15 protein-coding genes and 1 tRNA gene are annotated in these 14,803 nt (G+C 66.5%); 8 read left to right on the top strand and 8 right to left on the bottom strand.

All coding sequences use genetic code 11. The features are described from left to right. Positions 1-3: 3 nt before the first annotated feature. Positions 4-861, bottom strand: coding sequence for a LuxR C-terminal-related transcriptional regulator (locus HDC95_RS12250; RefSeq protein WP_259063810.1), 858 nt, complete (start codon positions 859-861; stop codon positions 4-6). Positions 862-971: 110 nt separating this feature from the next. Here HDC95_RS12250 and HDC95_RS12245 point away from each other — a divergent pair, with 110 nt between their 5' ends. Together HDC95_RS12245 and HDC95_RS12240 are read left to right on the top strand one after the other, a co-directional pair. Beyond that, positions 972-1,319 carry a DUF485 domain-containing protein gene (locus HDC95_RS12245; RefSeq protein ID WP_259063809.1) on the top strand — a complete coding sequence of 116 codons (348 nt, stop codon included), beginning with the start codon at positions 972-974 and terminating at the stop codon, positions 1,317-1,319. Continuing rightward, entirely contained in the window at positions 1,316-2,950 is a 1,635-nt protein-coding gene (locus HDC95_RS12240) for a cation acetate symporter (protein ID WP_259063808.1), read from the top strand. Before HDC95_RS12245 ends, HDC95_RS12240 begins: the two co-directional genes overlap by 4 nt. Before the next feature lie 66 nt (positions 2,951-3,016). Here HDC95_RS12240 and HDC95_RS12235 read toward each other — a convergent pair whose 3' ends face one another. Next, positions 3,017-3,526, bottom strand: a complete 510-nt coding sequence (locus tag HDC95_RS12235; RefSeq protein ID WP_259063806.1) for a methylated-DNA--[protein]-cysteine S-methyltransferase — start codon at positions 3,524-3,526, stop codon at positions 3,017-3,019. Positions 3,527-3,736: 210 nt separating this feature from the next. Here HDC95_RS12235 and HDC95_RS12230 point away from each other — a divergent pair, with 210 nt between their 5' ends. Both HDC95_RS12230 and HDC95_RS12225 read left to right on the top strand, forming a co-directional pair. Further along, positions 3,737-7,399 (top strand): AAA family ATPase, encoded by a 3,663-nt coding sequence (locus tag HDC95_RS12230; RefSeq protein ID WP_259063962.1) that lies wholly within the window; start codon positions 3,737-3,739, stop codon positions 7,397-7,399. After that, entirely contained in the window at positions 7,392-7,589 is a 198-nt protein-coding gene (locus tag HDC95_RS12225) for a hypothetical protein (RefSeq protein WP_259063805.1), read from the top strand. Before HDC95_RS12230 ends, HDC95_RS12225 begins: the two co-directional genes overlap by 8 nt. A gap of 64 nt (positions 7,590-7,653) precedes the next feature. Here the strand turns inward: HDC95_RS12225 and mscL are convergent, their stop codons facing one another. From mscL to HDC95_RS12210, 3 genes are read right to left on the bottom strand one after another with little or no spacing between them, the layout of a single operon-like run. After that, positions 7,654-8,061: a large conductance mechanosensitive channel protein MscL gene (mscL, locus tag HDC95_RS12220; protein WP_259063804.1), complete on the bottom strand. Its 408-nt coding sequence runs from the start codon at positions 8,059-8,061 to the stop codon at positions 7,654-7,656. A gap of 27 nt (positions 8,062-8,088) precedes the next feature. Continuing rightward, positions 8,089-8,361, bottom strand: a complete 273-nt coding sequence (locus HDC95_RS12215) for an FmdB family zinc ribbon protein (protein ID WP_259063803.1) — start codon at positions 8,359-8,361, stop codon at positions 8,089-8,091. Positions 8,362-8,376: 15 nt separating this feature from the next. After that, positions 8,377-8,973 (bottom strand): 5-formyltetrahydrofolate cyclo-ligase, encoded by a 597-nt coding sequence (locus HDC95_RS12210; protein ID WP_259063802.1) that lies wholly within the window; start codon positions 8,971-8,973, stop codon positions 8,377-8,379. A 50-nt stretch (positions 8,974-9,023) separates the two neighbouring features. Here HDC95_RS12210 and galU point away from each other — a divergent pair, with 50 nt between their 5' ends. From galU to HDC95_RS12190, 4 genes are all read left to right on the top strand, one after another. Next, on the top strand, positions 9,024-9,911 hold the full coding sequence (galU, locus tag HDC95_RS12205) for a UTP--glucose-1-phosphate uridylyltransferase GalU (protein ID WP_259063801.1): 888 nt from the start codon (positions 9,024-9,026) through the stop codon (positions 9,909-9,911). A gap of 20 nt (positions 9,912-9,931) precedes the next feature. Beyond that, positions 9,932-10,561 (top strand): GNAT family N-acetyltransferase, encoded by a 630-nt coding sequence (locus tag HDC95_RS12200; RefSeq protein ID WP_259063800.1) that lies wholly within the window; start codon positions 9,932-9,934, stop codon positions 10,559-10,561. 74 nt (positions 10,562-10,635) lie between these two features. Beyond that, the gene (locus HDC95_RS12195) at positions 10,636-11,493 is read left to right on the top strand and encodes a hypothetical protein (RefSeq protein ID WP_259063799.1); all 858 of its coding nucleotides are present in this window, start codon (positions 10,636-10,638) and stop codon (positions 11,491-11,493) included. Positions 11,494-11,563: 70 nt separating this feature from the next. Then, a tRNA-Ala gene (locus HDC95_RS12190) sits at positions 11,564-11,636 on the top strand. Positions 11,637-11,712: 76 nt separating this feature from the next. Here the strand turns inward: HDC95_RS12190 and HDC95_RS12185 are convergent. The 3 genes from HDC95_RS12185 to HDC95_RS12175 form a co-directional block, all read right to left on the bottom strand. Further along, positions 11,713-12,600 carry a metallophosphoesterase gene (locus HDC95_RS12185; RefSeq protein ID WP_259063798.1) on the bottom strand — a complete coding sequence of 296 codons (888 nt, stop codon included), beginning with the start codon at positions 12,598-12,600 and terminating at the stop codon, positions 11,713-11,715. Positions 12,601-12,640: 40 nt separating this feature from the next. Continuing rightward, the gene (locus HDC95_RS12180; RefSeq protein ID WP_259063796.1) at positions 12,641-13,561 is read right to left on the bottom strand and encodes an AEC family transporter; all 921 of its coding nucleotides are present in this window, start codon (positions 13,559-13,561) and stop codon (positions 12,641-12,643) included. A gap of 323 nt (positions 13,562-13,884) precedes the next feature. Continuing rightward, entirely contained in the window at positions 13,885-14,751 is an 867-nt protein-coding gene (locus HDC95_RS12175) for an IclR family transcriptional regulator (protein ID WP_259063794.1), read from the bottom strand. Positions 14,752-14,803: the final 52 nt, after the last annotated feature.

The following is a 14,803-nucleotide window of genomic DNA, read 5'->3' as shown; positions in this document are numbered from 1 at the left end:
ACGTCAGGGCAGCAGTCCCGCCCTCCGCGCTCGCGCGACGGCGGCGTGCCTGGTCGAGGCGTCCAGCTTCGACATCGCAGTACCGAGATACGCCTTCACCGTGCCTTCGCGCAGGCCGAGCTGCGATGCGATCTCTGCGTTCGTCGCTCCGAGCGCTGCGCAGGCGAGCACGTCGGTCTCGCGGGGGGAGAGGTGCACAGTCGGAACGGGCGAGGTCGTGACGGGCGGCTCGTCCACGGCGACCGTGAGCAGCCGCTCCTCCAAACGGGCGAGCCGTTCTCGTAGCCCGGTGTCTGAGACGTCGGCGGAGATGCTGCGCAGCTCGGCGAAACTCTCGCGCAGTTTCTCGAGCCGAGAGGGGGAGAAGCTCTGCGGTCGTGGAGTGAACGAGCGCATGCGCCTGGTCACCTCGTCGCGGATGCGCAACTCGGATGCCACGGATTCTGCGACTGTCATCGCCGGTGCCGTGCTCACGCCGCCGACAGGGGTCTCTTCCCATGCGCCGGCATAGAGGACTCCGCGAGGGCGGCCTTCCACAATGATCGGGATGGCCAGGAGCGTGCGCAGGCCCTCACCGAGCACGAACCCGTCGTAATCGTGCGTGATCTGTTGGGATGCGCCGTAGTCGCTGGTCATCCGCGGGCGCAACTCGGTCATCGCCCGCCCGCCCAGTCCGCGTTCCGGGCGCACGCGGAGACCCTCAAGGCTGTGTGTGCGGTTGCCGACGATGCTGGTCACCGAGACGACACCGTCTTCGATGAGTCCGCCGAATGCGACGGGGAACCGGGTGCGGCGATAGAGTTCGCGCACCGCATGAGCGACGAGATCTGCTTCGTTGTCCAATGTGATCGTGGTGCTCACCAAGTACCTACTTTCGGGGGTGACGATGCCGTTCCCCGTTTCGTAGCGTCGACCCTACCACCCGCGCGGCACCACCGTGCGGGCTCCCCGACATGTGGCAAGGAGGCCTCATGACCGACCGAATCGACTCTGAACCCGCAGGTGGAATCGACTACATCGCCGTCGAGGAATCACCCGGTTTCCGGCAATTGAAGAAGACGCAGCGTTCATTCATCTTCCCCATGGCCGCATTCTTCCTCATCTGGTATTTCGCCTATGTGCTGCTCGCAGCATTCGCGACGGATTTCATGGGACAGCGTGTGTGGGGCGATATCACGATCGGTCTGCTGCTGGGACTCGGTCAGTTCGTCACCACTTTCGCCATCACGATGGGATACGTCTCGTTCGCGAATAGGAAGCTCGATCCGAAAGCCCAGGAGATCCGTCAAGAACTCGAGAAGGTGCAGGCCGACGTATGAATCTCATTCCCATGTCCGTCACGGCGACGGCTGACAACAATCCCATCCTCAACATCGCGATCTTCGCGGCTTTCGTCGCTGTCACCCTGTTCATCGTCATACGCGCCAGCCGCAACAACAAGACCGCGGCCGACTACTACGCGGCCGGTCGTTCGTTCACCGGGCCGCAGAATGGCTTCGCCATCGCAGGTGACTATCTCTCGGCGGCATCCTTCCTCGGCATCTGCGGTGCGATCGCAGTGAACGGCTACGACGGATTCCTGTATTCGATCGGGTTCCTCGTGGCTTGGCTGGTCGCATTGCTGCTGGTCGCCGAACTCATGCGCAACACCGGCAAGTTCACGATGGCGGATGTGCTGTCGTTCCGTCTGAAGCAGCGCCCGGTGCGGATGGCTGCAGCCATCACGACCCTCGCCGTCTGCTTCTTCTACCTGCTCGCCCAGATGGCGGGAGCCGGCGGACTGGTCTCGCTGCTGCTCGGCATCGAGGGGCGGATAGGGCAGTCGATAGTGATCGGCGTCGTCGGCGTGCTGATGATCGTCTACGTGCTCATCGGCGGCATGAAGGGCACCACATGGGTGCAGATCGTCAAGGCCGTCCTGCTCATCGCGGGTGCCATCGTGATGACGGTCTGGGTGCTCGCGCTGAACGGGTTCAGCCTGAACACACTGTTGGAGGCGGCCGTCGAGAAGTCGCCTGCGGGCGAGGCGATCCTCGCTCCCGGACTGCAGTACGGTGCGAACCCCTGGGACTTCCTCTCGCTCGGAATGGCGCTCGTTCTCGGTACCGCGGGGCTGCCGCACGTGCTGATGCGGTTCTACACCGTGCCGACGGCGAAGGAGGCACGCCGTTCGGTGGTCTGGGCGATCTGGCTCATCGGCGGGTTCTACCTGCTGACGCTCGTGCTCGGCTACGGTGCCGGAGCTCTTGTCGGTGCGGATGTCATCATGGCAGCCCCTGGCGGTGTGAACTCGGCAGCGCCGCTGCTCGCGCAGTACCTCGGCGGACCGCTTCTGCTGGGCTTCATCTCGGCAGTCGCTTTCGCGACCATCTTGGCGGTCGTGGCAGGACTCACCATCACGGCGGCCGCGTCGTTCGCGCACGACATCTACGCGAACATCATCCAGAAGAACCGCAAGAACTCCGACGGAACAGCCGCAGATCCTGACCCGAACGGCGAGGTGAAGGTCGCCCGCCGCACGGTTGTCGTGATCGGCATCCTCGCGATCCTCGGAGGCATCGGCGCACAGGGGCAGAACATCGCCTTCCTGGTCGCGCTGGCCTTCGCCGTGGCGGCATCCGCGAACCTCCCGACGATTCTGTACTCGCTGTTCTGGCGGCGCTTCAACACACGCGGCGCGGTGTGGAGCATGTACGGCGGACTCGGCTCGGCGATCCTGCTGATCGCCTTCTCGCCGGTGTTCTCCGGGTCGGAGACGGCGATGATCCCCAGCATCGACATCGTGCTGTGGCCGCTCAACAACCCGGGAATCGTCTCGATACCGCTCGGATTCATCCTGGGCTGGCTCGGCACGAGCACGAGCCGTACGCTCGAGTCTCCGCAGCTCGCCGCGGAGATGGACGTGCGCTCGCTCACCGGCTTCGGCGCGGAGAAGGCGACGGAGCACTAGCCTTCACGGATCGAGACCGAACCAGCAGGAACCCCCGCGGGCCCACACCGCGGGGGTTCCTGTCGTCTATCGCTCGAGGTCGAGCAGATAGCGCTTGTGCTCCGGATGGGCGCCGTACTGGCCGGGACTGCCGTCTGAGCGCACCACGCGGTGCACGGGCACGATGATCGAGAACGGCGTCAGTCGGCACGCCGTGCCGACTGCCCGTGCAGCACCAGGACTGCCGGCGACGATGGCGACCTCCCCATAGCTCATCGTCTGACCCCACTCGATGGCGGTGATCGCCTGCAGAGCGGTGCGGTGGAATCCGTCGATAAGGCGCCAGTCCAGTCGCACATGCTCGTCGAAGCGCACTCGGTCGCCGGCGAAATAGTCGTCGAGCAGGTGCGCGAGCTCATCCGCGGCACCGGGATCGGGCACCGGCACGTCATGGAGGCGGGCGGAGATGTCCTCGAGAAGCCAGGGGACCGTGGGGTCGGCGGATTCGGAAAGATCGAAGCGCACGATCCCCTCGTCAGAGAAGACCACGAGCGCATCACCGAAAGGAGTCGGAGCGAAGTCGTAGCGGAACGTCATGACCCCATCCTGACGTGCGCCGTCGACGCGCGTGCACTCGTCACCACAGGTGGGGGAGAAGCCTCGATCCTGGCTCGAATGTGCAGGAAAAGTGGGCCAATCCGGTGAAACCCGCCCCGGATGCAGGGTCTGCGCGTCCTCGGAGCCTAGTCTGTCCATGTGTGGCGACGTGAAGAGAAAGCTGCGGATGCCGCGGCAGCGGAAGCCGCGATGACTCTCGGCGACCAACAGGGCGACCAGACAGCCATCGCGGTCGCACACATCGCCGACTCCGAACGCACCCGGCTACGCGCCGAAGCGGCCGACCTCGGCGGCCCATCGCCGCTGGTCAATTACCGCGACACGGTCGGGGGCGGCATCGACATCTCCCGTGCGCACCCCGGGAGCCTGCCGCAGTTCATCACAGGCAGATCCACCCTGCTCTCCAATCTGTTCCGTGACGAAGTCGGGTTGCGCACAGCTCGTCTCGCCGCGGAGCGCATCACCGCCAAGCACACCGAACTGCGTACCGTGCGAGGCATCGAAGCCGTGCACCTCGCCGTCGGGCTCGCCGGCTGGCGCATCGGCGGTGCCGACTTCGCCGCTCCGGTTCTGCTGCGTCCGCTCGCCATCCGCCGGCATCACACCGACTTCGAGCTGAAGCTGCAGGGCGCCTTCATCGTGAACCCCGAACTGGTGCGTGTCACCCGCGAGCACTTCGGCATCACGATCGATGCGGAGGCGCTCGCCTCCCTCGCCTACGACGGCGGAATCTTCAAACCGCAGCCGGTCATCGACAGCCTTCGTGCGGCGACCCAGTCCATCGACACGTTCACGGTACTGCCTCGGCTGGTCGTATCGACTTTCGCCGATGTCGGTGCCGCGATGACTCGCGACAGCAGAACGCTCGACCACACCCTTCTCAACGCGCTCGCGGGCCACGTCGACGACCGCGAGCAGGTCACGGCCCCTCGCCCCGAGCCGCGCATCACGAGTGCGGACGAGCGAGCGCCTGCCTCCGATACGCTCCTGCTCGACGCCGACGGCGAGCAGGAATCGGTACTCGCTCGGATCTCGGCAGGGCACTCGCTCGTGGTCGCCACGCTTCCGGGTACGGGCGGAACGCAGACGGTCATCAACGCGCTCGGCGAGCTGGTGCGCGCAGGCAAGCGGGTGCTCGTCGTCTCGGCTCGACGCTCGACGCTCGACGGCGTGCGTCACAGGCTGGCCGGCATCGCGCTGGACAGCCTGGCCGTCTCGCCCGCCGGCATCCGCCGCGACCTCGTCCGTGCGATCGGGCGCAATGAGAAGGCCACGGCACCCAAAGTCAGCGACGTCGACGACGCCCTGGTGCGCCTGCGCACCGTGCTGCGCGATTATCGCAAGGCACTGACTTCTCCGGTGGCAGGCCTCGACGTCTCTGTGCTGGATGCCACGCGCCACCTCGCCAGGCTCGCCTCGCTCCCCACGCCGCCCTCGACCACGGCGCGGCTGAGCACCGAGACGCTGCGCCGTCTTGCCGACGATCGCACCGCCGCAGCCGCAGCGCTGATCCAGGCCGCACGACTCGGAGAGTTCCGCTTCGGTCCGAACGATTCGCCCTGGTACGGGGTGAGCTTCAGCAGCACCGAGGCCGCGCGCTCCGCGCACGAGCTCGCCGGCAGACTTCACGCCTCGAGCGTTCCCGCCCTGCTCGAGCGCGGCTACGAGCTCATCTCCCAGACGCACATGCGCCCGTTCGCCACGATCGACGAACTGGGAGAGTACCTGCGGCTCATCGAGGGCATCCGGGACTCGCTCGACAGGTTCAGCCCGACGGTCTTCGAGCGCCCGCTGGGCGAGCTCATCCAGGCGCATGGGTCACGTCGTGATGCTCCCGGCATGTCTGGTGCGAACCGTCGCAGGCTGCGCCGCTTGGCCAAGGAGTACGTGCGCCCCGGAGTGCACATCACTGAGATGCACGAGGCGCTGCTGCGCATCCAGCAGCAGCGCACGCAGTGGCAGCGGTTCGTCGACGCGGGCGTGGCCCCCGAGATCCCGCTCGGCCTCTCCGATGTGTACGGTTCCTGGCAGCGGGTGAGCGCCGAACTGGCCGAGCTGGATGCCGCTCTCGGGCGGCGCGAGCCGTTGGCGTCGCTGCCTGTCGAGCGACTGGTCCGCACCCTCGCGGGTCTTGCGGCGCGGTCTGATGTGTTCGACAACCTCGTCGAGCGAGCGACGATCCGTGACACTCTCGCGACCCTGGGCCTCGAACCGCTTCTCGCGGAGCTCTCGGTGCGACACGTCGCCGAGGACCAGGTCGCGGACGAGCTGGAGTTCGCCTGGTGGCAATCGCTGCTCGAACGCGCACTGCAGGATGACCGTGCCCTGCTCGGCGCGAACACCGCGGTCGTCGACCGCCTCGAGCGCGACTTCCGTCTCGTGGACGAGGCGCATGCGTCGATGGCGGGGCCGCTGCTGGCCTGGCAGCTGGCGAACCAGTGGCGCATCGCGATCGTCGATGAGCCCACCGAGTCGCAGAACCTGCGTCGTGCGCTGACCCAGGGGGTGCCGTCGACAGCCGAGATCATCAGCGCCGCTCCGACGCTCATGAATGTGCTCGCCCCTGCATGGATATCCTCGCCGTATCAGGTGCCGGAGATCCCCGACTCGGTCGAGTTCGACACCGTGCTGCTGGTGGACGCCGCCGCCATCAACCTCGCCGAGGCCGCGCCGGCGATCCGCCGGGCCCGTCAGGTGGTCGCTTTCGGAGACCCGGTGACGCAGCGCCCGACTCCATTCGAGGTCGCTGTGGATGCAGATCGCGAGTGGGAGGCGGAGGTGCCGTTCGACGATGTCTCGGTCTTCGAGCGTCTGGCCGAACTGCTGCCCGTCATGACGCTTACGCGCAGCTACCGCGCCGGGGGAGAAGACCTGGCGGAGCTCATCAACGACGCGTTCTACGGCGGCGAGATCATCTCGCTGCCATGGGCTGGTTCCTACCTCGGTCGCGGCAGTCTCACGGTCGACTACGTCGAAGGTGGCGTCGGCGCTCCGGATCCGATCTCGGGCGCCGTCGAGAGCCCGGACGCCGAGGTCGCGCGGGTCGTGACGCTCGTGGTCGAGCACGCCGTGCATCGCCCCTCGGAGTCGCTCATGGTCATCACCGCGAGTGCGCGTCATTCCGAGCGCGTGCGCGCGGCTGTGACCAGCGCGTTCGCGGGCAGGTCGGACGTGGCTGACTTCGTCGGCCGAGACACGGCGGAGCCGTTCGCCGTGCTCACGCTCGAGGAATCTGTGGCCGAGAGTCGTGACCGTGTCATCTTCTCGCTCGGCTACGGGCTGACCAAGCACGGTCGTGTGCTCAGCGATTTCGGCCACCTCTCGACGCCCGATGGCGAGCGGCTGCTGACCGTCGGCATGACGCGGGCCCGGCGTTCGATGGTGCTGGTCTCATCGATTCGTCCATCGTCGTTCGACGACGGACGCCTGGAGCACGGCGCATCCACTCTCATGTCGATCCTCGGCGGACTAGCCACGCGCAGCCGCGATTCGCGCCTCGAGGATCTCGCCGATCCGCTCACCCTCGCTCTTGCGCGCGAACTGCGCAGGCTCGGCGCGTCGGTCGATGTCGACTACCGAGGTCTGCTGCCGCTGGTCGCGCAGCACGGCGGCAAGGCCGTCGTCATCGAGTCCGATCCGGAGTCGCGCGGGGAATCGCTGCGTGAGACGCTGCGCCTGCGCCCTCACGTGCTGCGGCGCCTGGGATGGCACTACGTGCGCGTGCACGCGTTCGATCTTTACAGCGACCCCGCGACGACGGCATCGCGTATCGCGGCCGTGCTCGGCATCGCTGCGGATGCGGTGAAGTCCGACACCGACACCCAGCCGATCGACCTTCCCGGCGATGTCTGACGAGTCACCTGACTCACAGCGGCAGCGGGTGGTGCGGGTGCCTGGCAGCAGGCGCGCCCAGCTCACAGCGGCCCCCGGTACCGATCCTTCACCGGATGTCGTGACGAATCCTGTGCGTGCGAAGAAGTCCGGACGCGACGGGGGTCCGAACGATGACCGCTTGCGCGACGACGTGCCTCCGCATTACTGAACCCATCCCTCTGAAGAGGCCCCCGACTCCGGAAAGAGATGAGGGCCTCGACGGATGGATCGCGTCAGCTCAGAGCATCTCTGCGGAGCAGGTCGCGGATCTCGATGAGCAGTTCTTGCTCGGTCGGCAGCGTTTCCTCCTCGACAGCGGGGTTGCGTGCCGCCTGTCGCTCCTTGTACTTGTTCATGGGCACGACGAAGACGAAGTACACGACGAGTGCGACGGCCAGGAAGCTGATGATCGCCGAGATCAGATCACCGATCGGAAAAGTGACCTCCTGACCGTAGATGCCGGTCATCTGGATGCCGATCTCGCCCGTCGCACCTGCGTCGAAGAACAGTGAGACGAGCGGAGTGATGATCGCTGAGACCACTGCGCTGACGATGGCCGTGAACGCGCCGCCGATGACGACCGCGACGGCAAGATCGATGACATTGCCCTTGGTGATGAATTCCTTGAATCCCTGGAACACGGGAACCCCTATCTTTCGATGCAGACCTCAGGTCGAGGCTGGAGTCGCCGCGGGTGCCGGGGCGGAACTCGTCGACGTCTCCGATGTCGATGATGACGAAGAATCCGTCTTTCCGCCATTGCCACTCCGGGAATCGGTCCGATAGAAACCGGATCCGTTGAAGGTCACACCGATCGATCCATACTGCTTCCGAAGTGCTCCACCGCACTCGGGGCAGATGGCGAGGGCGTCTTCGGAGAAGCTCTGGACGGCGTCGAACTGGTGACCGCACGAGGTGCAGGCATAGGCATAGGTGGGCATATCGTCTCGGATGGATCAGTGCCGCGTTGGCGACAGGGTGAGGGTGCGAGTGGGGGTCACGACGCCGGTGACCGGCTGGTCGTGCATCTCTCGCGGGAGGGAATCGAGTATCTCGGAATCATAGGTCACGGCGTACACAGGAGGGCATCTCTCCATGGACCCGATGGTCTTGTCGAAGTAGCCGCGACCCCAGCCGAGCCGCATGCCGGTGCCGTCGACGGCCGCCGCGGGGATGATCATGAGGTCGACATCGTTCACGGCGATCGGGCCGAGCACCTCGCCGGTCGGCTCCGGAAGCCCGAACAATCCCTCGGCGATGTCGCCTTCGTCGTCAGCGACGGCCCAGTCCAGCAACCCGTCGGCGCGTGTGATGGGCAGCAGGACGCGAATGCCGCGCTGCACGGCCGCCGTGACGAAATCTCTGGTTCCCGGCTCTGTCGTAGCGGACAGGAAGCAGGAGATCGATTCGGCCGAGTACGCAGCGACGAGAGCATCGAGCTGTTCGCGGATGCCGGATGCTGCGGCTTCGCGCTGACCGTCTGAGAGCAGTTGGCGGCGCTCGCGCAGCTCCGCACGCAACGCACGTTTCTCCTGCTCGATGTCGGTGGACATGCCTCGAGTCTACGTGCCGTGGCGATGGCGGCCCCCGCTAAGCTGGGCTGATGGGACACCAGAAAATGAAGGCAGTCATTCCGGCAGCTGGCCTCGGCACGCGTTTCCTGCCCGCGACCAAGGCGATGCCGAAGGAGATGCTTCCGGTGGTGGACAAGCCGGCGATCCAGTACGTGGTCGAGGAGGCCGCGTCCGCCGGGATCGATGACATTCTCGTGATCATCGGTCGCAACAAGAACATGATCTCCAACCACTTCGACTCCGTGCCGGAGCTCGAGGTGAAGCTCACAGAGAAGGGCGACATGGCACGCCTCGAGCGCGTCATGAAGTCCAGCGACCTGGCCGACATCCATTACCTTCGACAGGGTGAGCCCAAGGGGCTCGGGCACGCGGTTCTGCGGGCCAAGGCGCATGTCGGCAACAACTCGTTCGCGGTGCTTCTCGGTGACGACCTCATCGACGAGCGCGACGAGCTGCTGACCACCATGATCGACGTCAATGAGCGCACCGGCGCGACCGTGGTCGCCTTGATGGAGGTCGACCCCTCGAGCATCCACCTCTACGGTGCCGCGGCGGTCGAGGCGACCGACGACGACGACATCGTGCGCGTCACCGGCCTCGTCGAGAAGCCCGCTCCGGAGGACGCCCCCTCCAACCTGGCGATCATCGGCCGCTATATCCTGCCGGCCGAGGTTTTCCCGATCCTGGAGCGCACGGAGCCGGGCAAGGGCGGGGAGATCCAGCTCACCGACGCTCTGCAGGAACTCGCCGCCGATGCGGAGGGCCCCGGCGTGATCGGCGTGATCTTCCGGGGACGGCGCTACGACACCGGCGACCGCGTCGACTACATCAAGGCGATCGTGCAGCTCGCGACAGACCGCGACGACCTCGGAGCCGAACTGCGGCCGTGGCTGAAGGAATTCAGCGAGCGCCTCTAGGCGCCCAGGGCGAGGTGCGTATGGACTTGCTGCAGGGGCACCGTCACGGTCAGGTCGAGCTTCGGCTCATCCGAACTCGTGATGCGCGTGTGCTGCAGCGCGAACTGCTGAACAACCGCGCATGGCTGCAGCGCTGGGAGGCGACGATCCCGAACGGCACGGCGTCGTTCGACATGCGTCTCAGCATCCGTCGACTGCTGCAGCAGTACCGCGACGGCGGTGGATACCCGTTCGTGATGGAACATGACGGTGAGATCGCCGGACAGCTGAACATCTGGGGCGTCTCGCGCGGGTCGCTCTGCTCAGCCACGATCGGCTATTGGGTCAGCGAGCGATTCGCAGGCAAGGGCATCACTCCGACGGCTGTGGCCCTCGCGACCGACGCGTCGTTCAGAGAATACGGACTGCATCGGATGGAGATCTGCATCCGACCTGAGAACGAGGCCAGCCTGCGCGTCGTCCAGAAGCTCGGCTTCCGGTACGAGGGTCTGCGGCGCCGTTACATCCACATCGACGGCGACTGGCGCGATCACTACGCGTTCGCTCTCACACGTGAGGACGCCCTGGAGGGTGTACTCGCGCGTTGGCTGGACGGGCGCGTCCCGCAGGACGCTGCGACGGTTCCGCCTTCCGACCGGCTCTCGATCTGAGATTCGTCGCGCTCCGTGGCGACACGCGCCCGGCGTGAGGGGCAGGCGGCTCTCGGTCGCATACCGTTGACCCTATGAATGGGCCGGTGCTGAGTGGGGGCGTTATCGTCCTCGTCGCCGTGCTGCTCTGGATGCTGTACCTGCTGCCCTCGTGGCGCGGACGCTATCAGTACAACGCCTCCGAGCGGAACGCGGTGCGGCTGAATCAGGCGCTGCGTGTGCTCGCAGAGACGAGCGAGACGCCGGCGGAGGTGTATCTCGAACTCAACGCGCGCACCGCTCACGCGCAGCAGAAGCTCGCCAAGCGCCTGCAGTCGGAGAAGGAAGCCGTCGAACTGGTCATGCTCCGGGAGGAGCTCGCCGCTACTCGTGCCGCCCCTGTGGTGCGCCAGGCGCGTGCCCGTCGTCGAGTGCGCGTGACGTCCTCTGCGATTTTGGCGATCGGTCTCGGCGCGGCCGGGATCGGTGTGTGGCAGTTGCTGACGGGCGGCGGGCAGCTGCTGATCTGGGTCGGCGGCGCTCTCGCCCTGGTTGCGGCTGTGACGCTGCAGAAGATGGCATCCGTGGCGCGTCGTGCCGCGCGCCGACCTGCACCCGTCGTCGTCGAGGACGCACCTGCACGGGTCTCGCCTCCGCTGCACGATCAGGGTCGGGCGTCGTGGACGCCGAGGCGGCTGCCGGAGCCGATGGTCGCCGTCGCAGGTTCGGCAGCGCAGATCGCCAGGGCGGAGATCGAGGCGCAGCAGGAGCTGCGCCGCGCCGCTCGAGTGGCTGCCCTTCGCGAACGCGCGGAGCAGATGGCGGCGCCGGCACCCGTATCGCTGCCCACCGCCAAGGAGACGGCGTCGCCGTATGCCCGGATGGGTTTCGTGGATGACGAAGAGATCGAACAGCACGTGCGGCAGCTTCTCCAGCGGCGCGCCGCCGGCTGAACGCCGCCCGGCGCGGCGCGCAGTTGGGCGCGGGGCACCGTTCGAGCGTGATAATCTAACTGAGGTTCACGGGCCTATGGCGCAGTTGGTAGCGCGCCTCGTTCGCATCGAGGAGGTCAGGGGTTCGAATCCCCTTAGGTCCACACTGTGTTGAGACAGTGAAGAACAGGCTCCGCTTCGGCGGAGCCTGTTCTGCGTTCACGCCTTAGCGCAGGCAGCTCAGCTCAGCTCAGCCCGTCCGGCATCCTGAATGATCTGCGCCACCACGTCGGCGTCATAGTGGAAGACCATGTCGTCGGGTGTCAGACGCTCGAGGTACGGCACGACGCGCACCCGGTCGACGTCGACGGTCACGACCGAACCTCCGAAGCCGTCGATCGCGGATTCCTCCGCCGGATCGGCGAACGCACGCGAGAGGTTCGTCACGCCAGGCGCCACGGTGACTGGAACGCCCGCCACGATCTCGGTGATCGGCATGTGATAGTGACCGCTGAGGACGATACGCACATCCGTGTCTCGGACGATGTCGAGGAATTCCCGTCCGTCGTGCTCATCGAGCGCCAGAGCCTGCAGCAGATCGGTCTGCGCATGCAGCGGCGGATGATGGACGACCACGACAGTGCCGTGCGCGACCGTGTCGGCGAGCGTCTCGCGAAGGAAGGCCAGCTGCTCGGATTCCAGGCGGCCGTAGCCGGCTCCGGGCACCGAGCTGTCGAGCACAACGACCCGCCAGCCGTCCTGCTCGACGACCGATGCCACAGGTCGGTCGAGGCCGATTCCGGGCAGTTGCAGTTCATCGGCATCCGGCTGTCCGTCGCCCAGCACCGCACGGAAGGCCGCGCGCTGATCGTGGTTGCCCATCGCGAAGACAGGGCGGGCTCCTCGCGCGCGCGTCCAGGTCGTCACAGCATCCCGAATCTGCCGATACGACGCCTCCGATCCGTCCTGGCTGACGTCGCCGGAGACGACGACGAGATCGAATGTGAGGTGCGCCACGTGGGAAAGAGCGCGGCGCAGGTGCTCAGCGGTGTCGACCACGCCGTAGTGGCGACCGCCGTCGCCGGAGAAGTGGGTGTCGCTGAGATGCAGGATGCGGAGTGCGCTCATGATGACACTCTTTCAGTCGAGCGCGCTCAGCCCAAGAGCGCTAGCCCAGAAGAAGCGTCGCGATCAGCAGAACAGGCACGCATCCGATCGTCGTGATGAACACGGTGTCGCGCGAGATCGACTCTCCGATGTCATAGCGCTGCGAGTAGTTGAACACGTTCTGCGCGGTCGGCAGGGCCGCGAGCACTACGACGATCAGCACTTCGTGCGCCGACAGCCCGAACACGAACTGCGCGACGATCCAGGCGATCAGTGGCATGATGAGCAGCTTCAGCACACTGGCGAGCAGTACGTCGCGACGGTGTCCCGACGAGCCGAGCACGCGCTGTCCGTGCAGCGAGATGCCGTAGCTGATCAGCAGCACCGGCACGCACGCGTTCGCCAGCAGGACGGCCGGCTCCATCACGATCGCGGGCAGATCGATTCCGAGCACCGACACCAAGGTCCCCAGGGCGGACCCGAGGATGATCGGATTCGTCGCCGTGCGCACGAACGTGCGCCACGCCGACGTCTTCCCGCTGGTGACGGCGTCGAGGATCGTCAATGAGACGGGTGTGAACACGAGCAGTTGCAGCAGGATGACCGGCGCCGGATACGCGGCGCTGCCGAGCAGATACAGCGACAGCGGGATGCCGATGTTGTTGGAGTTGACCTGTCCGGCAGAGAGGGCGCCGATCACGGTCTCGCCGATGTCGCGCTTCCAGATCAGTTTCGCGACCAGCACGTACAAGCCGATGACGGCGACCGCGGCGATCGCTGAGACCGGCAGGAGAGCGGAGAACAGCACCCTCGCGTCCGCCTGCGCGAGCACCGTGAACAGCAGGAATGGGGAGAGCACGAAGAAGGTCAGGCGTCCGAGCACATGGCGGGCATGTTCGCCGAGCAGATCGATGCGACCGACGATGTACCCGACGGCGATGGCGAGTCCCACGACGACGAATCCGGTGAGAGTATCGAGCACCCTTAGAGCGTAGTGGGCGCGGGATCGCGCGGTGGATCATGAGGTAATTTTTTGCCGCTCACCGGGTAATTCGACTTCCAACGGATACCGGCTATGGTCGGAGGTTACACACGCCAGCTGGTCGAAGGGGAAGCGAGTCAGATGTCAGGCAAGGCACCGCAAGCACGTGGAGGCAAGAAGGTCGCTCAGACCTCTCTGAAGGAGAAGCGCGCTGCCAAGCGTGCGAAGCAGGAACCCCAATCGTTCATCAAACCTCGCAAGGGCGCGAACGGCTGAGCAACGCGATGAGGGTTCCCTCCGGGCCGGCCCCGCGGTTGTCGACATCAATCGGCATCCGCGGGGCCGGCCCCTTTTGCGGGTGTGCCCGGAGCATCGCAGGACATGCTTCTGTGTGGGGGCCAACCACCCGCTCGGCCCTGAAGCCGCCGGGCGAGCTCCTGCGCCGTCTCGTCGACCGCAGTCGCGAGGGCTGCCACGTCGCGGTGCGCGGCCGGATCCTCCGGCCAGGTCACTGCCACGGCGGCGACCGGCCAGCCCGAGCGGTCGACCACCGCGACGCCGACGGATGAGAGGCCGGTGCTGACCTGGCCGTCTTCCGTGGCGAAACCGGTGGCGCGGATGCTGCGCAGCAGCTCGCGCAGCTCACTCGGCCGGGTGGGGCCGAGTCCGGTGCGCGAGGGGAATGCCGAGGCGTCGGGATACAGCGCTCGCACCTGCTCGCGGGGGAGGGCAGCGAGCATCGCGCGACCCGTCGCCGTGAGGTGCGCCGGAAGCCGCACGCCCACGTCCGTCACCAGCGCAGGGCGCCGCGGAGCGCGCTCCTCGACGATGTAGAGCACGTCGCTCCCACTCATCACGGCGAGGTGCGCACTCTCCGCAACCCGATCCGCAAGCGAGGCGATGAGCGGTCGGCCCAGACGCGCAAGCGGCTGCTGACGCGTGTACCCGCCGGCCAGCTCGAAGGCGGAGGCACCCAGGCCCCAGCGCTGCTCCTCGCGCAGATGCAGCACGAATCCGTGCGCCGCGAGCGTCGTGAGCAGGTGATAGACCGTGGACCGGGGCAGACCCAGGTCACGGGCGATCGCGGAGGCCGCGACGGGTGCGCTCCGCGCGGCGAGGTGGCGCAGAATGCGCAGCGTGTGCTCTGCGGCCGGCACCTGGGATGGCGCACTGTCTGGGATCACAGACACAGGATGTCATGGAGCTCTGTGCGGCGCCACCGTCGCGGTGTGGAATCAGAGC

The organism is Microbacterium sp. AK031 (genome assembly GCF_024807145.1).
Lineage (GTDB): Bacteria > Actinomycetota > Actinomycetes > Actinomycetales > Microbacteriaceae > Microbacterium.
The sequence above is the reverse complement of the archived record's forward strand: the minus strand, read 5'-3'. Positions and strand labels throughout refer to the sequence as shown.